We start from the raw sequence: 19951 nt of genomic DNA on the forward strand, positions 1-19951 counted from the left end.
GCGGAGAGGCGAAAGGTCCGCGCGGCGCGGTTCGAATCCATCACGGCCCAGCGTTTCTTTTCCGTCGCAGCGGGAATTCTCCACGCGCTGCGGCGGACTAGTCCGCCAGCGCGTCGTCGAGCTCGCGCAGGGTGCCCATGACCTCGTCGCCGTAGCGCTCGAGCTTGGCGGCGCCGATGCCTTCCACCTGCGCCAGTTCGCCCAGGTTGCGCGGGCGCTGGCGGGCGATGGCGCGCAGGGTGGCGTCGTGGAAGACAACGTAGGCGGGGACGCCCTGTTCCCGTGCAAGGCGCGCGCGCAGCTCGCGCAGGGCCTCGAACACGCGCAGCTCCGCGGGCCCGAGGTCGACGGCCACCGCGGGCGTACGCGCGGCCGATCGTCCACGTTCGCGCCGGCCGGGCAGCTTGCGCAGCGGCACCGGCTGTTCGCCGCGCAGGACCGGGCGGCTGGCGGCGGTCAGGCGCAGGCCGCCGTGGCCTTCGGCATCGACGTCCAGCAGGCCCGCGGCGACGAGCTGGCGGAACACCCCACGCCATTCGCGGGCGTCGAGGTCGGCGCCGATCCCGTACACGCTCAGCCGGTCGTGGCCGAACTGCTGGATGCGCGCGGTCTCCCCGCCGCGCAGTACGTCGATCAGGTGCGCCGCGCCGAACCGCTGGCCGGTGCGGTAGACGCAGCTCAGCGCCTTGCGCGCGGCCTCGGTGCCGTCCCAGGACTCGGGCGGCGACAGGCAGTTGTCGCAATTGCCGCAGGCGCCCGGGTGCGCCTCGCCGAAGTTGCCCAGCAGCACCTGGCGACGGCAGCGCATGGTCTCGCAGTAGCCGACCAGCGCGTCGAGCTTGCGGTGCTCGAGCCGTTTGCGCTCGGGCCCGGACTCGGACTGCGCGATCATCTGCCGCAGCAGGACCAGGTCGCCCAGGCCGTAGCACATCCAGGCCTCGGACGGTTCGCCGTCGCGGCCGGCACGCCCGGTTTCCTGGTAGTAGCCCTCGATCGACTTGGGCAGGTCGAGGTGGGCGACGAAGCGCACGTCCGGCTTGTCGATGCCCATGCCGAACGCGATCGTGGCCACCATCACCACGCCGTCCCCGCGCAGGAACCGGCGCTGGTTGGCCGCGCGCGTGGCCGCGTCCATGCCGGCGTGGTAGGGCAGGGCGTCGATGCCATGCGAGGTCAGGAACTGCGCGAACTCCCCGACCTTGCGCCGCGACAGGCAATAGACGATCCCGGCCTCGCCGCGGTGGCCCGAGAGGAAGTCCAGCAGCTGGCGCCGCACGTCGTCCTTCTGCACCACCGTGTAGCGGATGTTGGGGCGGTCGAACGAGGTGACGAAGCGGCGCGCGTCCTCCAGCTGCAGCCGCTCGGCGATCTCGCGCTGGGTGGGCGGGTCGGCGGTGGCGGTGAGGGCGATCCGGGGGACATCGGGCCAGCGCTCGTGGAGAACCGTGAGTTCACGGTACTCGGGACGGAAGTCGTGGCCCCACTGCGAGACGCAATGCGCCTCGTCGATCGCGAACAGGGCCAGGCGCGCACGGTCGAGCAGCGACAGGAAGCGCGCGGTGAGCAGGCGCTCGGGCGCGACGTACAGCAGGTCGAGGTCGCCGGCGAGGAGCTGGCGCTCGACCTCCTGCGCCTCGGCCGCGTCCAGGCTGGAGTTGAGGCAGGCGGCGCGCACGCCCAGCTGGCGCAGCGCCTCGACCTGGTCCTGCATCAGCGCGATCAGCGGCGAGACCACGATCGCCGTGCCCTCGCGCAGCAGTGCCGGGAGCTGGTAGCACAGCGACTTGCCGCCGCCGGTGGGCATGAGCACGAGGGCGTCGTGCCCGTCCGCGACATGGCGCACGATCTCGCCCTGCGCGCCGCGGAACGCGCGATGCCCGAACACGCGCTCGAGCAGGACTTCGGGCCGGGATTCCATCAGGGCAGGATACCGGTGCGGGGCACGCGGCGGGGTCGGACAAGCACCCTGTGCACGGTCGGGCGCACACGCACGCGATGCGGTGCGCCCGTTTCCCGGGGCGGAGGGGACGAAGGCGGGTCAGCGCGGACGCCTCCCGGCCCCGGCATCGCGGGGCAGGGAGCGTCCGCCAGGCTCACTGCAGCAGCGAGCGCAGCATCCAGGCGTACTTCTCGTGGGTCTGCAGGCGCTGGATCAGCAGGTCCTCGGTGGGCTCGTCGTCGCCGTCGTCGGCCACGTCGATGGCCCGGCGCGCGCTGCGGCACACGGCTTCGTTGCCGACCACCAGCTGGCGCACCATCTCGCGCCAGTCGGGCGCCTCGGTGGCGCCGGGCTCCTCGCGGATCGAGGTGAGCTTGATGAACTCGGCGTAGGAGCCGGGGGCGTTGAAGCCCAGGGCGCGGATGCGCTCGGCGATCTCGTCGAGCGCGTTCCACTGCTCGGTGTACTGCTCCTCGAACATGACGTGCAGGGCGTTGAACATCGGCCCGGTCACGTTCCAGTGGAAGTTGTGGGTCTTGAGGTAGAGCGTGTAGGCGTCGGCCAGGAACTTCGACAGCTCGGTGGCGATCTTCCTGCGGTCCTGCGCGGAGATGCCGATGTCGATGGCCTGGCCCTCGCCGGAGGCGGGGGAGGCGGTGGGCACCACGCTGCCGCCCTTGGCGCCCTTGCCGTCGGCGGACTTGGCCGCGGCCTTCGCGGCCTTGCCGGTGGAACCCTTGCTGGACTTGCTGGTGGTGGCCTTGGCCATGGGGAACCTCGCGGTGTTGGTTTTTGGAGACAATACGCCAATGTGGTGGCAGGCGGCGACCAGCGGTCGCCGGCATCGAAGGGCCTGATGGAGTCTAGGGATGCCGGTGCGACGAACGCGTTAAGCCAGGCGCGGCGCGCGATCGACGCGGCGCGCACGCGCGACCGTGGCCGGCTGCTGGGGCTGTGGTCGCGCTGGAAGGCGGCGCCGGCCTCGGACCAGGCGCGCGAGGCCTTCGCCGCCGCGCTGCAGGCCTCGCTGGAGGCCCGGGACGCCGTGGCGACGCGCCTGCCGTCGGCGACCGTCGCCCCCGACCTGCCGATCGCCGCCCACGCCGACCGCATCGTCGAACTGCTGCGTCGCCACCAGGTGCTGGTGGTGGCCGGCGAGACCGGGTCGGGCAAGACCACCCAGCTGCCCAAGCTGTGCCTGCAGGCAGGACGCGGCGCGGCCGGGATGATCGGCTGCACCCAGCCGCGCCGGATCGCCGCGCGCGCGGTGGCGCGACGCGTGGCCGAGGAGCTGCAGGTGCCGCTGGGCGGGGCGGTCGGCTTCCAGGTGCGGTTCAACGACAACGTCGGCGAGCACACCGCGGTCAAGTTCATGACCGACGGCATCCTGCTGGCGGAGATCGCCTCGGACCGCTGGCTCTCGCGCTACGACACGATCATCGTCGACGAGGCGCACGAGCGCAGCCTCAACATCGACTTCCTGCTCGGCTACCTCAAGCGCCTGCTGCCGAGGCGGCCGGACCTCAAGCTGGTGGTGACCTCGGCCACGATCGACACCGAGCGCTTCGCCGGGCACTTCGGCGGGGCGCCGGTGGTCGAGGTCGAGGGCCGCGGCTATCCGGTCGAGGTGCGCTACCGGCCGCTGGGCGAGGGGGAGGCCGACGAGGCGCCGCCGTCCGGCGGCGGGCGCGCACGGGGCCGGGCGGAGGCGCCGGGCCTGAGCGTGCTCGACGGCATCGTGGCCGCCTGCGACGAGATCATGGCCGAGCGGGGCACCGGCGACGTACTGGTGTTCCTGCCCGGCGAGCGCGAGATCCGCGACGCGCACCAGGCGCTGGAGAAGCGCCGCTACCGCCACACCGAAGTGGTGCCGCTGTACGCGCGGCTGTCGGCGCGCGACCAGGACCGGGTGTTCAACCCGGGGCCGCAGCGGCGCATCGTGCTGGCGACCAACGTCGCCGAGACCTCGCTGACGGTTCCCCGCATCCACTACGTGGTCGATCCCGGCCTGGCCCGGGTCAAGCGCTACAGTCCGCGGCAGAAGCTGGACCGGCTGCACATCGAGGCCATCTCGCAGGCCAGCGCCGACCAGCGCAAGGGCCGCTGCGGGCGCGTGGCGCCGGGCACGTGCATTCGCCTGTATTCGGAAGCCGACTTCCTGTCGCGCCCGGCCTACACCGATCCGGAGATCCGGCGCGCCGCGCTGGCCGGCGTGATCCTGCGCATGCTCGCGCTGGGCCTGGGCGAGGCCGGGCCGGCCGGAGGCAGGCGCCGCGGGCGCAAGGGCGGCGAACGCGACGGGGCCGCGCAGGGCGACGTGATCGCCGACTTCCCGTTCATCGATCCGCCCGACCCGCGCGCGATCGCCGACGGCTGGCAGCAGCTGTCGGAGCTGGGCGCGGTGGACGAACGGCGCGCGTTGACCCCGCTGGGCCGGACCATGGCCCGGCTGCCGGTGGACGTGAAGCTGGCGCGGATGCTGGTCGCCGCGCGCAGCCACGGCTGCCTGCGCGAGATGCTGGCGATCGCGTCGTTCCTCGGCATCCAGGACCCGCGCGAGCGCCCGGCCGACCAGCGCGCCGCCGCCGACGCCGCGCACGCGCAGTTCGCCGACCCCAGGTCCGAGTTCGTCGGCATCCTGCGGCTGTGGGATGCCTACGACGCGGCGCACTCCGAGCTGACCCAGTCGCAGCTGCGCAAGTGGTGCGAACGCAACTTCCTCGGTTTCCTGCGCATGCGCGAATGGCGCGAGCTGCACCGCCAGCTCAAGCTGCAGTGCGCGGAACTGTGGGCAGGCCAGGCCGACCCGCCGCCGCCCGCGGAGCCGCGCAAGCCGGCATCCGTGCCGGCCGACGCGGGCGACGCCCTCGCGCCCCACCTGTACGCACCGCTGCACCGGGCCCTGATCGCCGGCCTGCCCACGCACATCGGCCACCTCGGCGAGCGCGGCGTCTACGAGGGGCCGCGCGGGCGCCGCTTCCAGCTGTTCCCGGGTTCGGCGCTCGCGCGCAAACCGCCACCGTGGGTGCTGGCCGCGACCCTGCTCGATACCGAGAAGGTGTGGGCGATCACCAATGCCGCGATCGAGCCCGACTGGGCGATCGCCGAACTGCCGCACCTGCTGGCGCGCCGCCACCACGATCCGCGCTGGTCGCGCTCGCAGGGGCGGGTGCTGGGCAGCGAGCAGGTCAGCCTGTTCGGCCTGGTGCTGGCGCCGAAGCGGCCGGTGGATTACGGCCGGCTGTATCCGCAGGACGCGCGCCAGCTGTTCCTCGCCGACGGCCTGGTCGCCGGCGAAGTCAACCTGCGCGCCCCGTTCCTGGCCCGCAACCTCGCCACGCTGGAGGCCGCGCGCGAGGAGGAGGCCAAGCAGCGCCGGGTCGGCCTGGTCGTGGACGAGGACTGGATGCGGCAGTGGTACGCCGACCGGATCCCGTCGCACATCGTCGAGGCGCGCACGCTCGACGCCTGGTACGCGAAGGCCGATGCGGCGCAGCGCCAGGCGCTGGAATGGACCCGCGACGACCTGCTGGTGGGCGAGGGCGTCGACGCAGCGCGCTTCCCTGCCTTCATCCCGCTCGGCGATGCGCGGCTGGCGGTCGGCTACCGCTTCGAACCCGGCGCGCCGGACGACGGCATGACCGTGTCGGTGCCGCTGCACCTGCTCAACGCGCTCGACCCCGCACGGCTGTCGTGGCTGGCGCCGGGCTTCGTCGCCGACAAGGCCGCGGCGCTGATCCGGACCCTGCCCAAGTCGCTGCGTCGCAACTTCGTGCCGGCGCCGGATTTCGCCGCCGCCTTCGCCCAGGCCCACGGCCGCGACGAGCCCGACGCTTTCGCCCAGTCGCTGGCGCGCTTCCTGCAGCGCATGACCGGCGTGGCGGTGGCCGCGGCCGACTTCGACGAATCGGCGCTGGACCCGCACCTGCGCGCCAACCTGCGCCTGGTCGAGGTGCGCGGCCGTGGCGAGCCGCGGGTGCTGGCCGAGTCGCGCGACCTCGACGAACTGCGCGCGCGTTTCGGCGAGCGCGCCGCGCGGGCCTTCGCCGCGCGCGCCGCGGAGGGACTGGCGCGCACCGGACTGCGCGAGTTCCCCGGCGAACCCGTCCCGGTCTCGGTGCCCGGCGCGGGCGGCGTGCCCGCGTACCCGGCGCTGCAGGACGATGGCGACAGCGCCTCGCTCGCGGTCCACGCCGACCAGGCCCTGGCCCGGCGGCTGCACCCCGGCGGCGTGCGGCGGCTGCTGCGGATCGCGCTCGAGGACCGGGTGCGGCAGGCGCGCCGGCAGCTGCCGGTGCAGCCGAAGACCTCGCTGCTGTACGCCGCGATCGAGGCGGGCGGCGACCGCCAGCGCGGCGCCGGCGGCGATCGCCTGCGCGAGGACCTGGTCGAGGGCGCGCTGGAGGCGCTGCTGGCCGACGGGCTGGAGGAGATCCGCGATCCCGACGCCTTCGCCGCGCGCCGCGACGCGGCCGGCCGCGCCCTGTTCGGCGAGGCCATGCGCCGGCTGCAGCAGGCCGAGGCGATCCTCGAGCTGGTGGCGCAGGTCCGCGCACGGCTCGAATCGCGGCTGGTCGGCTGGGCCCGGGGCAACCTCGACGACATGCAGGCGCACCTCGCCTCGCTCGCGTACCCGGGGTTCCTGCGCCAAGAGCCGGCGCAGGCGCTCGAGGCCTATCCGCGCTGGCTGCGCGCGTTGGCCACCCGCGCCGAACGCGCCCAGCGCGATCCGCTGCGCGACCAGCAGCGCATGCTCGAACTCAAGCCGCTGGTCGACGCGCTGGCCGCGGTCGAGGCCGCGGGCGCCGGCACGCCGCGCGAGCGCCAGGCGCTGCGCCGGGACCTGGAAGAGGTGCGGGTGGCGACCTACGCCCAGGAACTGTCCATGCGCGGCGCGCCCACGGCGAAGAAGCTGGCGGCGCGGATCGCGGCGCTGGGCTGAGGCTGGCGGCCGCGCCGGCCGGTCCGGTCACTCGATCCGCTGCACCTTGGCCTGGGTGTTGTAACCCTCGACCCGCATCCACCACGTGCCGAGCGCGCCGGGCCGGATGCGCACGGCCGGGTTGGCCTCGCGCACGCCGGCGAGGGTGGCCGAATCGGTCTGCTGCCAGACCTGTCCGTTGTCGAGCACGTAGCGCCTGCGGTTCGCGAACCCGGTGAACTCGCCCGCGATCCGGGCATCGATCGGCGCGTCGGAACCGAAGTGGAAGAAGCCGCGGTTGCGCTCCACGACCTCGCGACGACCCTCCTCGCGCGCCTGCTCGATCGCGGTGGCGACGGCCGCGGCGGCTTCCTGCTCCACCTTGCGGTCGAGCCAGGCGTTGAGCCGCGCCAGTTCCGCGGCGTCGAGCTTGTGCAGGCCGGCGGCGCGGAACTCCGCCTCGCTCATGGCCTGCTGGAGCGGCGGTGCCTGCTGGGCGGAGGCCATGAACGGAACCACAAACGCAGTGGCGAACAGGGCGGCGGCGAGTCGACCCATGGCTGTTCCTCGTGGCGCGCTGACGCTAGTGTAGGACGCATCCCCACCGGACGGACATCGTGCACGCCGCCCCTCCGCCAGGACTCGACCACTGGCTCGCGCTGCCGGCCACGAAGGCGATCGCCCCGGCCCTGCGCGAAGCCCTGCGGCGTGCCGCGGCGACGCTGGATCCGGCGCAGTGCACCCCGGCCGCGCCGGCGCAGCTGGCGGACACCCTCTCGCTGCTGGCGCTGCTCGACGCCGACGGCGATTCGCTGGCGGCCGCGCTGCTGTTCGACCTGCCCGGCCTGGCCGCCGCGGTGGAACCGCAGCTTCCGCCCGCGCATGCCGCGGTCGCGGTGCTGCTCGACGGGCAGCGCGCCGCCAACCAGGTGTGGAGCCTGCACGCCGAGCGCCCGGCCGCGGGCAATACCGAGGGGCTGCGCCGGCTGCTGCTGGCGATCGTGCGCGACCTGCGGGTGGTGCCGATCCTGCTCGCGCGCCAGCTGGCGCGGATGCGCCACGCCGGCGCGCTGCCCGAGGAGGAGCGGCTGGCGCTGGCGCGCCTGACCCGCGACATCCACGCCCCGCTGGCCAACCGCCTGGGCATCTGGCAGCTCAAGTGGGAGCTCGAGGACCTGGCCTTCCGCCACCTCGAGCCGGAGACCTACCGCCGCATCGCCTCGCTGCTCGACGACAAGCGCGCCGGCCGCGAGCGCTACATCGCCCAGGTCACGCGCGAACTCGGCGAGGCCCTGCGCGCGCAGGGCATCGAGGCCGAGATCGCCGGCCGGCCGAAGCACATCTACAGCATCTGGAAGAAGATGCGGAAGAAGGACGTGCCGATCGGCGAGCTCTACGACCTGCGCGCGGTGCGGGTGCTGGTCGACGACATCCCGGCCTGCTACGCCGCGCTGGGTGTGGTGCACGCGTTGTGGGCGCCGGTGCCGGGCGAGTTCGACGACTACATCGCCCGGCCCAAGCACAACGACTACCGCTCGCTGCACACCGCGGTGATCGGCCCCGAGGGCAAGACCCTGGAGGTGCAGATCCGCACCCGGGAAATGCACGAGCAGGCCGAGCTCGGCGTGGCCGCGCACTGGCGCTACAAGGAGGACTCCTACGCCGGACGCGGCCCTTCGCAGCGTTCGAGCTCCGGCAACGCCGCGCTCGAACGCAAGATCGAATGGATGCGGCGCCTGCTCGAGGCGCACGGCGAGGGCGAGGGCGAGGCGCTCGCCGGTGGCTTCGACACCGAGCTGGTCGAGGACCGCATCTACGTGCTGACCCCGGCTGGCGAGGTGGTCGACCTGCCGCGCGGGTCCACGCCGCTCGACTTCGCCTACCACGTGCACACCATGGTCGGGCACCGCTGCCGCGGGGCGAAGGTCGACGGCCGCATCGTGCCGCTCGACCACAAGCTGCGCAGCGGCGACCGGGTCGAGATCCTCACCGCCAAGGAGCCCGAGCCGCGGCGCGACTGGCTGGTGGCGGCCAACGGCTTCCTCGCCAGCCCGCGCGCGCGGGAGAAGGTGCGGACCTGGTTCCACAAGCTCGACCGCGAGCGCAACCTGCAGGCCGGGCGGGAACTGCTCGACCGCGAACTGCGGCGCATGGGCCTGCTGAACGTGGAACTCGAACCGGTGCTGGCGCGGTTCAACGTCGCCAGCGTCGACGAACTGCTGGTGCTGGTGGCGCTGGGCGACGTCGGCCCGCACCAGGTCGGTCGCGCGCTGCAGGAGCACGAGCGTGCCCGCACCACTGCGACGGAGGAGGCGCCGGACCCGGCCGCGGTCCTGCAGCGCAAGCGCACCCCGCGGGCCGGCGGGCCCGGCGTCACCGTGGTCGGCGTGGACAACCTGGTCGTACAGCTGGCGCGCTGCTGCCATCCGCTGCGGGGCGAGGCCATCTCCGGCTATCTCACCCGCGGTCGCGGCGTGAGCGTGCACCGCTCCGACTGCGCCGCGTTCCTGCGCCTGGCCAGGGACCAGCCGCAGCGGGTGCTGCCCGTGGCCTGGGGCCGCCAGGAGGGCCTGCACGAAGCCACCGCGGTGGTCGACGCGATCGACCGCCGGCACCTGCTCAAGGACGTGAGCAACGTGATCGCGCAGGAGGACGCGCACGTGGTGTCGGTGCGCAGCGACGCCGGCCGCCACGGCCGGGTGCGGCTGCGGCTGCAGCTGCGGGTGAACGGGTACGACCAGCTGTCGCGGGTCCTGTCCCGGCTCGACGCGCTGCCCGGGGTGGAGGCGGCGAGGCGGGAATGAGCGCGGGACCGCGGCGGCCCGGAGGCGTCACGGACCCATTCAGTCGACGCGGGTAACCTGTCGCGCGTGGCCCCGGATCGCACCCCGACCCCGAAGCACGCCCGGTCGGACGGCCGGCGGGAGCCCGTGCTCGGGGACCTGGATGCATTGCGGTTCGCACGGCCGGCGCGCGGGTCCCGGCGGCGCGATGATCGCGCCCGGGGCCGCTGGCTGCTGGTGGCGGTGGGACTGGTGCTGCTGGTGGCCGCGGCCGTGCTCCTGCGCGGGCCCCTGGGCGACCGGATGTGGCCGCATCCACGCGTGCACGACCTCACCGCGCAGGCCGAGGCGGCATTGGCGCGCGGCCATCTCACCGCCGCCGACGGCAGCGGCGCACGCGAGCTGTTCGAGGCGGCGCGCGCGATCGATCCCGACCTGCCCGGGCCGCGCGCGGGTCTGGCGCGGGTGGCGGAGGCGGCGCTGGCGCAGGCATCCGCGGCGCTGGCCGCGGAGCGGTTCGCCGAGGCGCACGCCATGCTCCAGCTCGCCCGCGAACTGTCGATCCCGCGCGAACGCGCCGACGCGCTGGCCGAACGCCTGCGGGAACGCGAGGCCGGCACGGTGTCCGTGGACACGCTCGTCCGCCTCGCCGCCCAGGCGCATGCCGCGGGGCGCCTGGATGGCGGGGAGGACGCGGCCCTGCCGCTGTATGCACGGGTGCTGGCGCTGGTGCCGGACCACGCCGAGGCCCTGCGCGGTCGCGACGACGCGCTGGCCGCCCTGCTCGCGCAGGCCCGCGAGGACCTGCGCGGGGGCGACCTGCAGGCGGCCGCTGCCGCGATCGCCGCCGCCCGCGCTTACGACGCGGGCCACGTCGACCTGCCCGATACCGAGGCGCGGCTGGTGGAGGAGCTCGATGCGCTGCGCGGGCGTGCCGAAGGCGAACTGGCGCGCGGCCGGGTGGAATCCGCGGTGTCGCTGTGGCGGCGCCTGCAACAGTACGACCCCGGCGATGCATCGGCGCGCGAGGGCCTGGCGCGCGCCGCCGCGACGCTCGCCGCCCGGGCGCAGCGGCTGGGCGCGGACTTCCGGTTCGGCCGCGCCGATGCGGTGCTGGCGCAGGCGCGCGAACTGGCGCCGGACGCGCCGGCCGTCGCCGCGGCCCAGGCTGCGATCGAACGTTCCCGCCGCCGCCACGCCAGCGTCCAGCCCGGCCGTGTGGACGCCGGTGCCGCGCAGCGCGTGGCCTCCCTGCTGCGGCAGGCGGCGGATGCGGAAGCGCGCGGCGACCTGCTGACCCCGCCGGGCGAAAGCGCCTACGACCGCCTGCGCGCCGCGCAGGCGATCGCCCCGCGCGATCCGCGCGTGCGCCAGGCGGTCGAGCGCCTGCTGCCGTCGGCCCGCGCCTGTTTCGACCGTCACCTCAGCGCCAACGACCTGGCCGGGGCGCAGCGCTGCCTGGAGGCGCGCGAGGCGCTGGGCGAGGACGCCGCCTCGCTGGCCGGCGCCCGGCGCCGGCTCGCCCAGCGCTGGCTTGCGATCGGCGACGAGCGCCTGCAGGGCGGACAGCTGGCGGCGGCGGGTGCAGCGCTGGAGTCTGCGCGCGCGCTCGATCGCGCCGCGCCGGGGCTGGGCGAGTTCGAACAGCGCCTGCGCACCGCGGGCGGGCGGGTGCGCGACTGAGCGGGGTGGCGCGTGCCGCCGGGCGCCTCAGCCGGCAGCGTCGCCGAAGAACAGCCGCCGCAGCGCCGGCCTCGCCGCGTCGGCGGAGAAGTGGCGGCCGACGCTGTCGAGTCCGTTGCTCGAGAGCGCCTGCCACAGCGCGCGGTCCCGGTACAGGCGCACGACGGCGTCCGCGAACGCCTCGGCGCGGTCGGCCAGCAGCACGTCGTGGCCGTCGCGCAGGTGCATGCCTTCGGCCGCCAGCGGCGTGGCCACCACCGGCTGGCCGTGGGCCATGCTCAGGTTGATCTTGCCCTTCACCCCGGCTCCCGCGCGCAGCGGCGCCACCGCGACCCGGCAGCCGTCCATGTAAGGCACCAGGTCGGGGACGTGGCCGTGCACGCGGATGCCGTCGCGACCGTCGAGGCGCGCGATGTCGTCGGGCGGTTCCGCGCCGATGCAGTGGAAGCGCGCCTGCGGCAGCCGTGCACGGATGCGCGGCCAGGCCTCGGCACAGAACCAGCGCACCGCGTCCACGTTCGGGGGATGGCGGAAGCCGCCGACGAAGACCACGTCCTCGCGCAGTTCGAACGGGCGTCCGGGGCCGGCGACCTCGTGCACGTTCGAGAGCACCTCGACCCAGGCGCCGGGCGCCTCCCGCGCCAGCAGCGCGGCCTCCTCGGGACTGACCACCACGGTGGCGTCGCTGCCCCGGACCATCTCCAGCTCGCGCGTGCGGGTGGCCTCGGCGGCGCGTGCCAGCACCCCGTCGCCGGCCAGCTCCGCCGTGCGGCGCTCGCGCAGGAAATGCAGGTCCACGCTGTCGAACACGATCCGCGCCCGCGGCGCCGTGCGACGCAGCAGCGGCAGCAGTTCGCGCAGCACGTAGTGGCGACTGACCATGACCACGTCGAAGCGCGGTCCGTGCGCGCGCAGCCAGCGCGGCAGGCTGCGGGCGAACGGCGCGTACCAGGCCTCGATGCCGAGCGCCTGCAGCGCCGTGGTGTGGCGGCCGGCGTGGGCGAGGTCGGCGGGCAGGAACACCACGTGCGCGCCCTCGGCCTGCAGCAGGCGCATGAGGTTCACCAGCCGCAGCGAGGCCGAATCGTGGTCCGGCCGCGGGCTGCTGCCGTCGATCACCAGCACCTGGCGCTGGTGGCGGTGGAGGGTCGCGGGCGAGGGCCGGATGCCCGGTTCGGGCAGCGCGGCGAGCGCCCGGGCACGGTGCGCGGCGAACACCTCGCGGTTGCGCGCCTGCCAGGCCTTGACGCCCGACCCCGGATCGGAGCCCGCGGTCGAACCCTCGTCGTGCAGCACCCGCGACGCCGGCTGGTAGCGCACCACGCGCCCGGCCGCGCGCACGGCGAAGGCGAGGTCGGTGTCTTCGTAATAGGCGGGCGCGTAACGGGCGTCGAAGCCGCCCACCTGCGCGAACAGCGCGCGCGGGATCGCGGCCGCGGCGGCCGAGACGTAATCGGTCGCGCGCAGGTAGGCGAAGCGCGGGTCGTCGGGCGATTCGAAGCGACCGTAGTTCCAGGCGCTGCCGTCGCGGAACACCAGGCCCCCGGCTTCCTGCAGGCGGCCGTCGGGATACAGCAGCTGGGCGCCGGCCAGGCCGGTGTCGGGATGGGTGCGGAAGGTGTCGAGCAGGGCGTCGAGCCAGCCGGGCTGCGGCACGGTGTCGTTGTTGAGGAACACCAGGTAGTCACCGCGCGCCTTCGCCGCGCCGTCGTTGCAGGCGGCGATGAAGCCGCCGTTGGCTTCGCGCAGCACGGTCACCAGGCCCTCGATCCGGGCCAGCAAGGACGCCGTGTCGTCCGGCGACGCGTCGTCCACCACCACCACCTCCACCGGGCAGGCGGGCGGGTGCGCGGCGATCGCGCGCAGGCAGGCCAGGGTGCGCGGCCACTGCCCGTGGACCGGGATCACGATGCTCGCCACCGGTGCGTCGGCGCGCGGGACCGCGAACGGCTCGAACGGGCGGTCGTCGGCCTGCAACAGCGGCCGTGACGCCGGCCGCGCGCGCGGCGCGAACTGCAGCCGGGCGCGCTCGAGCGTGTGCCGCCAGCCGCGCGTGCGCAGGCTGGCGACGCCGCGGCGGGCGAGTCCGGAGGCCCGCGCAAGCAGCAGCCGGAGCTCGTCGATCACCGCCATCGGCGCCCCGCAACTCCAGCTGACCGCGCGGCCGCCGCCAGCGGCGGAGGCCCGTGGGGGTGGGATAGACTGCGCATCGCGCCGATTGTCGCATCCCGCGGCCCGCTTCCGGTGCAGGCTCCGGCAGGCATGGCCCGTATCGAATACGACGAAGACGACCACGACCGCACCCCGAGATCCCCGGCCCGCACCGACTGGCGGCGCCGGCTGGTGACGTGGGCGCTGGCGCTGGTCGGCCTGGGCATCGGTTTCCTGGTCCCGTACGCGCTGTACCTCAACCACCAGATCACCGAACGCTTCGGCGAACTGCGCTGGCAGGTGCCCACCCGCGTCTACGCCCGCCCGCTGCGCCTGGCGCCGGGGCTGGCGATGGACGAGCAGACGCTCAAGATCGAACTCGAGGCGGCCGCCTACCACGAGGGCGATGGCGTGCGCCCGGGCACGTACCGGCAGGAAGAGGGGCGCTGGACCATCTCCAGCCGCGGGTTCCGCGACGTCGACGGCGTGGTCGGCCCGAGCCGGATCCAGGCCACGCTCTCCGGCGGCCGCGTGCGCAGCCTCAAGGACCTGGCCGGCGACCGCGAGATCAAGTCCGCACGCCTGGACGCGGCCCGCATCGCCACCCTCTACGGGCAGAAGCAGGAGGAACGCCGGCTGGTGCGCGCCGCCGACGTGCCGCCGTTGCTCACCGACACCCTGCAGGCGGTCGAGGACCGCGACTTCGCCCACCACTTCGGGATCGACCTCAGCGGCATGGCGCGCGCGGCGTGGGTCAACCTGCGCTCGGGCGAGAAGCGCCAGGGCGCGAGCACGCTGACCCAGCAGCTGGCGCGCAGCGGCCTGCTCGGAATCGGCCGCGAGCAGACCTGGAGCCGCAAATTCAACGAGATCCTGTACGCGCTGCTGATGGAGGCGCGCTACGACAAGGGCACGATCCTCGAGGCCTACCTCAACCAGGTCTACCTGGGCCAGCGCGGCGCGCAGGCGATCCACGGCGTGGCGGCCGGCGCGGAGTTCTGGTTCGGGCGCCGGCTCGAGGACCTCGAGACCGAGCACGTCGCGCTGCTGGTCGGCATGGTCCGCGGGCCTTCGTACTACGACCCGCGCAAGCACCCGGAACGGGCGAAGGCGCGGCGCGACTTCGTACTGGCGAACATGCTCCAGACCGGACTGATCGACCAGGCCGAGCACGACCGCGCGCTCAAGGCCCCGCTCGGGATCACCCGCACGCCGGGCAGCATCGCCGCCAACCGCTTCCCGGCCTACGTCGACCTGGTGCGGCGGCAGCTGGCGCGCGACTACCCGGCCGATGCGCTGCAGGGCGCGGGCCTGAGCGTGATGACCGCGATGTCGCCCTCCGCCCAGGCCTACGCCGAGGCGGCGGTGGTGCGCACGCTCGACGACCTGCAGACCGGCAAGCGCCCGCCGCTGGAGGCCGGGATGGTGGTGACCGACGTGCACGGCGGCGAGGTGCTGGCCGTGGTCGGCAGCCGCCAGCCGGCGGTGCACGGCTTCAACCGAGCGGTCGAGGCCCAGCGCCCGGTGGGGTCGCTGCTCAAGCCCTTCGTCTACCTGCTGGCGCTCGCCAGCCCGCGCGACTGGTCGCTGGCCACGTGGGTCGACGACTCGCCGGTCACAGTCACCCTGCAGAACGGCAAGCGCTGGACGCCGGGCAACTCCGACGGCCGCAGCCACGGCACGGTGCGCCTGATCGACGCGCTGGCGCGCTCGTACAACCAGGCCACGGTGCGCATCGGCATGCAGGTCGCGCCCGAGCGCCTCGCCGACCTGGTGCGGACCCTGGCCGGGATCGAGGCCGAGCCCAATCCCTCGCTGATCCTGGGCGCGGTGGACCAGAGCCCGTATGCGATGGCCCAGCTCTACCAGTTCCTCGCCTCCGGCGGCGAGATCCAGCCGCTGCACGCGGTGCGTGGCGTGCTCGATCCGGAGGGCCGCGCGGTGCGGCGCTACGACAAGGCGCCGGCGCCGGCCACCGAGGGCGACGCGATCGCGGCGCGGCTGGTGACCCTGGCCCTGCAGCACGCGGTCAGTTCGGGCACCGGCCGGCAGCTGGTCAACGACGGCCTCGGCCGGCTCAACGCCGCCGGCAAGACCGGCACCAGCAACGACGGGCGCGACAGCTGGTTCGCCGGTTGGACCGGAGACCACCTGGCCGTGGTCTGGGTCGGCAACGACCAGAACGAACAGACCGGCCTGTACGGCGCCACCGGCGCGATGCGGGTGTGGTCGCGGCTGTTCTCGCGCCTGCCGAGCGCGCCGCTGCGTGTCGGCGGCCAGGGGCTGGACTGGCAGTGGGTGCTGCAGTCCAACGCCACCGACGCCGAATGCCCGGGCGCGCAGCGCTTCGCCTTCGTGTCCGGGTTCGCCCCGCCGTACGCTCCCTGCCATTCGTTCATGGCGCCCGATCCGGAGTACGCGCCGGACGGGACGTCGCCCGAGGCCGGCGGCGCGCGCGAGTCGCGCGGGCGCAGCTGGCGCGACTGGTTCGGCTTCGGCCGGCGCGAGCCGCCCGCCGAACCCCCTGCGCCGCAGTCGGCGCCCCCCCCACCGAGCGAGCCTGCGCGATGATGTCGCCGTTCCGCCTGGCCGTCCCGGCCCTGGTCCTGCTGCTGTCCGCCTGCGCCACGCCCGTGGAGCGGGGGCCGGCCCCGCTCACCGACGCCACGCCCGAGCAGATGGTGGCGGCGGTCGAGGCGGCCGCCGGCGACGGGGACGGCGAACTGGCGGTGATGCCGCTGCGAGATCCGATGGTCGAGGACCTGCGCGCGCAGTCCCGCACGGCGATCGCCGCCCGCGATTACGACGCCGCGGCCGCGGCCCTGGACCGCGCGCTCGACATCATCCCCGACGATCCGGCGCTGCTGCAGGAGCGGGCGGAAGCCGCGCTGCTGCAGCGCGACTTCGAGCGTGCCGGTGCGCTGGCCGAGCGCGCCTTCGCCCTGGGCGCGCAGGTCGGCCCGCTGTGCCGCCGCCACTGGGCCACGATCGAGCAGGTGCGCCTGGTCGCCGGCGACGCAGAAGGTGCCGCCTCGGCCGCGCGCCAGGTCGAGGGCTGCCGCGTCGCCGGCCCCGAACGCTACTGACGATGCCGGGCGACGGTCCCACCGCACGCAGCGCGCTCGCCCGACGCAGCACCGAGGCCCTGGCCGCCGGCGGGCTGCTGGCCGGACGGATCCCCGCCTTCGTCGCGCGCCCGGCGCAGCAACGCCTCGCCGAAGCGGTGGCGGACGCGCTCGAGGACCGCGACACCCTGCTGGCCGAGGCCGGCACCGGCACCGGCAAGACCTTCGCCTACCTGGTGCCGCTGCTGCTGTCCGGACTCAAGACGATCGTCTCCACCGGCACCCGCGCGCTCCAGGACCAGCTCTACCACCGCGACCTGCCGCGGGTGCGCGACGCGCTGGGCACCGGCCTGAAGACCGCGCTGCTCAAGGGCCGCGCCAACTACCTGTGCCGCTACCGCCTCGAGCGCGCCAAGGGCGAGCCGCGCTTCACCTCGCGCGAGCAGGTCGGGCAGTTCCAGCGCATCGTGGCCTGGAGCGGGCGCACGCGCATGGGCGACCTGGCCGAGATCGAGGCGCTGCCGGAAGACTCGCCGCTGCTGCCGATGGTCACCTCGACCGCGGACAACTGCCTGGGCAGCGAATGCCCGTTCTGGGGCGAGTGCTTCGTGGTCCAGGCCAGGCAGCGGGCGCAGTCGGCCGACCTGGTGGTGGTGAACCACCACCTGCTGCTCGCCGACCTCGCGCTCAAGCAGGAGGGATTCGGCGAGATCCTGCCCGGCGCGCAGGCCTTCGTGGTCGACGAGGCGCACCAGCTGCCCGAACTGGCGGCGCAGTTCTTCGGCGAGGCGCTGTCGGCGCGGCCGCTGGTGGAACTGGCGCGCGACGCGGTGGGCGAATGCGACGAGGTCCCCGGTGCGCTCGCCATCGTCCAGGGACCGGCGCGCGAGCTCGAGCACGCCACGCGCGCGCTGCGCGCGGCGATGGACGGCCTGCCGGCGCGCGGCACGCGCGAACGCGCGCTGCAGTCGCCCGCGCTGGGGGAGGGACTCGAGACGCTCGTGCGCGCGGTGGGCGCGCTGCGCGACGCGCTCGGACCGCTGCGCGAATCCTCGCCCGGGCTGGACGCCTGCCATGCGCGGGCGCGCGAGCTCGCCTCGCGCCTGACGCGCTGGCACGACGCCGGCGCCGCGGTCGATGCCGACCCCGAGGACGAGCCGGCTGCACCCGACCCTGCCGGCGAGGTGCGCTGGTACGAGTTGTCCGCGCGCGGCTTCCGCCTGCAGCGCACGCCGCTCGACGTCTCCGCGCCGCTGCGCGCGCACCGCGAACAGTCGCGCGCCGCCTGGATCTTCACGTCGGCGACGCTGTCGGTGGGCGCGGGCTTCGACCATATCGCGACCCGGCTCGGCCTCGTCGCGCCCAGGACCCTGCTGGTGCCGAGCCCGTTCGACTGGCCGCGCCAGGCGCTGTGCTACCTGCCCACGCGCATGCCCGAGCCGTCCGACCGCGACTACACCTGGGCGGTGGTCGACGCGGTGCGCCCGGTGCTGCAGGCCTCGCGCGGCCGCGCCTTCATCCTGTTCGCCTCGCACCGCGCGCTGCGCGAAGCGGCGGAGCTGCTGCGCGAGGAAGGCGAATGGCCGCTGTTCGTGCAGGGCGACGCCCCGCGCCACGTGCTGCTGCAGCGGTTCCGCGAATCGGGCAACGGCGTGCTGCTCGGCGCGGCCAGCTTCCGCGAGGGCGTGGACGTGGCCGGCGAGGCGCTGAGCGTGGTGGTGATCGACAAGCTGCCGTTCGCCGCCCCCGACGACCCGGTGTTCGAGGCGCGGCTGGACGCGATCCGCCGCGCCGGCGGCAATCCGTTCCGCGACGAGCAGCTGCCGCAGGCGGTGATCGCGCTCAAGCAGGGCGTGGGACGCCTGATCCGCAGCGAAACCGACCGCGGCGTGCTGGTGCTGTGCGATCCGCGCCTGACCCGGAAGTCCTACGGCAGCGTGTTCCTCGATTCGCTGCCGCCGTTCCCCACCACGCGCCAGGCGGGCGAGGTGGAGGCGTTCTTCGGCCACGCGGCTACCATGGCGCGATGAGACTGCTCGCCTTCGAAACCGCCACCGAAGCCTGCTCGGTGGCCGTGCTGGACGACGGCCGCGTGCTCGAGCGCTTCGAGGTCGCGCCGCGCCGCCACGCCAGCCTGGCCCTGCCGTGGGCCGAGGCGCTGCTGGCCGAGGCCGGGCTGGCGCGCAGCCAGCTCGACGCGATCGCGGTCGGTCGCGGCCCGGGCGCCTTCACCGGCGTGCGCCTGGCCGTGGGGCTGGCCCAAGGCATCGCCCTGGCGCTGGACCTGCCGGTGGTGCCGGTCTCGACCCTGGCCGCACTCGCCTTGCGCGCGCCCGCGGGACGCGTGATCGCGGCGATCGACGCGCGCATGGGCGAGGTGTACCTGGGCCGGTTCGAAGTGGCCCGGGACGCGGCCGGGCCGATCGGCGCGGAATGCGTGGTCCGGCCCGACGCGGCGGAACTGCCCGAGGGCACGGGCTGGCACGGCGTCGGCACCGGCTTCGACGCCGTGGACGGCGCGCTGCGCCAACGCCTGGGCGCGGCACTGGCCACCGTCGACGCACAGGCCCTGCCGCGTGCAGCGGACGTCGCGCGCCTGGCCGCGCGCGCGTTCGCGCAGGGCGCTGCGGTCGCGCCAGAGTGCCTGGAGCCGGCCTACCTGCGCGACAACGTGGCCCTGACCCTGGCCGAGCAGGAGGCGCTGCGCGCCGCGCGCGGCTGAGCCGGGAACCCGGCGCTCCGGCCGTGGTCCACGGGTCGACCGATCGAGGAGGTTCCCGCCCCATGGCATCCACGTCCGATTCCGCCCGAAGCGCGGCACGCAGGCTGGTCCGCGAGTTCGGGCCGCTGCTGGTCATGGTCGTGCTGCTGGTGCTCGCGCGCTCGACCTTCGCCAACCACTACCACGTGCCCAGCGGTTCGATGGAGCCGGCCCTGCGCCCCGGCGACCGGGTCCTGGTCGACATGAGCGCCTACGGCCTGCGGGTGCCGTTCACGCGCCACGTGCTGGTCCCGCGCGACCGCCCGGCCCCGGGCGAGGTGGTGGTGTTCAGGTCGCCGGCCGACGGCACGCGCCTGATCAAGCGCGTGGTCGCGGTCGGCGGGCAGGACGTGGCCCTGGTCGGCGGGAAGCTGTGGATCGACGGCCGCCCGCTGGCGGCACCCGGCCCGAACGGTGCGGCGGAGCGCCACGGCGCGCGCACGGTGCGGCTGGACCTGTCCGACGGCGGCGGCCCCGACATCCCGCCGCAGCGCATTCCGCCCGGCATGGTCCTGGTGCTGGGCGACCACCGCGGCGACAGCGCCGACGGCCGCTGGTTCGGCCTGGTGCCGGAGGAGGCGTTCTACGGCCGCGCGATCGCGGTGTACTGGCGGCGCGGCGAGGGCCCGGCCTGGGAGCGGCTGTAGC

The 19951-nt window shown here is 74.7% G+C and carries 11 protein-coding genes and 1 pseudogene; 8 read left to right on the forward strand and 4 right to left on the reverse strand.

Translation table 11 applies throughout. From position 1 onward, the window contains the following. Positions 1–97 precede the first annotated feature (97 nt). Positions 98–1918, reverse strand: coding sequence for a DNA helicase RecQ (gene recQ / locus LUTJ29_RS0113345; RefSeq protein WP_027072952.1), 1821 nt, complete (start codon positions 1916–1918; stop codon positions 98–100). A gap of 175 nt (positions 1919–2093) precedes the next feature. Further along, positions 2094–2564, reverse strand: a pseudogene (locus tag LUTJ29_RS0113350) (Dps family protein); the annotation flags it as partial. Between the two features lie 231 nt (positions 2565–2795). Between LUTJ29_RS0113350 and LUTJ29_RS0113355 the strand changes: the two are divergent. Beyond that, a complete protein-coding gene (locus LUTJ29_RS0113355) occupies positions 2796–6881 on the forward strand; it encodes a DUF3418 domain-containing protein (RefSeq protein WP_027072954.1) in 4086 nt (1361 codons plus the stop codon). 27 nt (positions 6882–6908) lie between these two features. Here LUTJ29_RS0113355 and LUTJ29_RS0113360 read toward each other — a convergent pair whose 3' ends face one another. Beyond that, the gene (locus LUTJ29_RS0113360; protein ID WP_084524881.1) at positions 6909–7418 is read right to left on the reverse strand and encodes a hypothetical protein; all 510 of its coding nucleotides are present in this window, start codon (positions 7416–7418) and stop codon (positions 6909–6911) included. Positions 7419–7477: 59 nt separating this feature from the next. On the opposite strand from LUTJ29_RS0113360, the gene LUTJ29_RS0113365 reads away from it, so the two are divergent. Together LUTJ29_RS0113365 and LUTJ29_RS17510 are read left to right on the forward strand one after the other, a co-directional pair. Beyond that, entirely contained in the window at positions 7478–9664 is a 2187-nt protein-coding gene (locus tag LUTJ29_RS0113365; protein ID WP_027072956.1) for a bifunctional (p)ppGpp synthetase/guanosine-3',5'-bis(diphosphate) 3'-pyrophosphohydrolase, read from the forward strand. A gap of 216 nt (positions 9665–9880) precedes the next feature. Next, positions 9881–11326 (forward strand): hypothetical protein, encoded by a 1446-nt coding sequence (locus tag LUTJ29_RS17510; protein ID WP_144774537.1) that lies wholly within the window; start codon positions 9881–9883, stop codon positions 11324–11326. Positions 11327–11353: 27 nt separating this feature from the next. Here the strand turns inward: LUTJ29_RS17510 and LUTJ29_RS0113375 are convergent, their stop codons facing one another. Continuing rightward, the gene (locus LUTJ29_RS0113375) at positions 11354–13459 is read right to left on the reverse strand and encodes a glycosyltransferase (protein ID WP_027072957.1); all 2106 of its coding nucleotides are present in this window, start codon (positions 13457–13459) and stop codon (positions 11354–11356) included. A gap of 129 nt (positions 13460–13588) precedes the next feature. Between LUTJ29_RS0113375 and mrcB the strand changes: the two genes are divergently transcribed. The 5 genes from mrcB to lepB all read left to right on the forward strand — a co-directional run bounded on the left by mrcB (position 13589) and on the right by lepB (position 19950). Beyond that, a complete protein-coding gene (gene mrcB / locus LUTJ29_RS0113380; protein WP_027072958.1) occupies positions 13589–16048 on the forward strand; it encodes a penicillin-binding protein 1B in 2460 nt (819 codons plus the stop codon). Further along, entirely contained in the window at positions 16048–16563 is a 516-nt protein-coding gene (locus LUTJ29_RS0113385; RefSeq protein ID WP_043741513.1) for a hypothetical protein, read from the forward strand. The genes mrcB and LUTJ29_RS0113385 overlap by 1 nt, the downstream gene beginning before the upstream one ends. Positions 16564–16565: 2 nt before the next feature. Continuing rightward, complete coding sequence (locus LUTJ29_RS0113390; RefSeq protein ID WP_051323021.1) at positions 16566–18572, forward strand: ATP-dependent DNA helicase; 2007 nt, start codon at positions 16566–16568, stop codon at positions 18570–18572. Next, on the forward strand, positions 18569–19264 hold the full coding sequence (tsaB, locus tag LUTJ29_RS0113395) for a tRNA (adenosine(37)-N6)-threonylcarbamoyltransferase complex dimerization subunit type 1 TsaB (protein ID WP_027072961.1): 696 nt from the start codon (positions 18569–18571) through the stop codon (positions 19262–19264). The genes LUTJ29_RS0113390 and tsaB overlap by 4 nt, the downstream gene beginning before the upstream one ends. A gap of 62 nt (positions 19265–19326) precedes the next feature. Then, complete coding sequence (gene lepB / locus LUTJ29_RS0113400) at positions 19327–19950, forward strand: signal peptidase I (RefSeq protein WP_027072962.1); 624 nt, start codon at positions 19327–19329, stop codon at positions 19948–19950. Position 19951: the final 1 nt, after the last annotated feature.

Source organism: Luteimonas sp. J29 (assembly GCF_000472505.1).
GTDB lineage: Bacteria > Pseudomonadota > Gammaproteobacteria > Xanthomonadales > Xanthomonadaceae > Luteimonas.

Coding starts and splice junctions, on each gene's coding strand:
- recQ (WP_027072952.1), bottom strand. CDS start 1,918: ATGGAATCCCGGCCCGAAGTCCTGCTCGAGCGCGTGTTCGGGCATCGC.
- LUTJ29_RS0113355 (WP_027072954.1), top strand. CDS start 2,796: ATGGAGTCTAGGGATGCCGGTGCGACGAACGCGTTAAGCCAGGCGCGG.
- LUTJ29_RS0113360 (WP_084524881.1), bottom strand. CDS start 7,418: ATGGGTCGACTCGCCGCCGCCCTGTTCGCCACTGCGTTTGTGGTTCCG.
- LUTJ29_RS0113375 (WP_027072957.1), bottom strand. CDS start 13,459: ATGGCGGTGATCGACGAGCTCCGGCTGCTGCTTGCGCGGGCCTCCGGA.
- mrcB (WP_027072958.1), top strand. CDS start 13,589: ATGGCCCGTATCGAATACGACGAAGACGACCACGACCGCACCCCGAGA.
- LUTJ29_RS0113385 (WP_043741513.1), top strand. CDS start 16,048: ATGTCGCCGTTCCGCCTGGCCGTCCCGGCCCTGGTCCTGCTGCTGTCC.
- LUTJ29_RS0113390 (WP_051323021.1), top strand. CDS start 16,566: ATGCCGGGCGACGGTCCCACCGCACGCAGCGCGCTCGCCCGACGCAGC.
- tsaB (WP_027072961.1), top strand. CDS start 18,569: ATGAGACTGCTCGCCTTCGAAACCGCCACCGAAGCCTGCTCGGTGGCC.
- lepB (WP_027072962.1), top strand. CDS start 19,327: ATGGCATCCACGTCCGATTCCGCCCGAAGCGCGGCACGCAGGCTGGTC.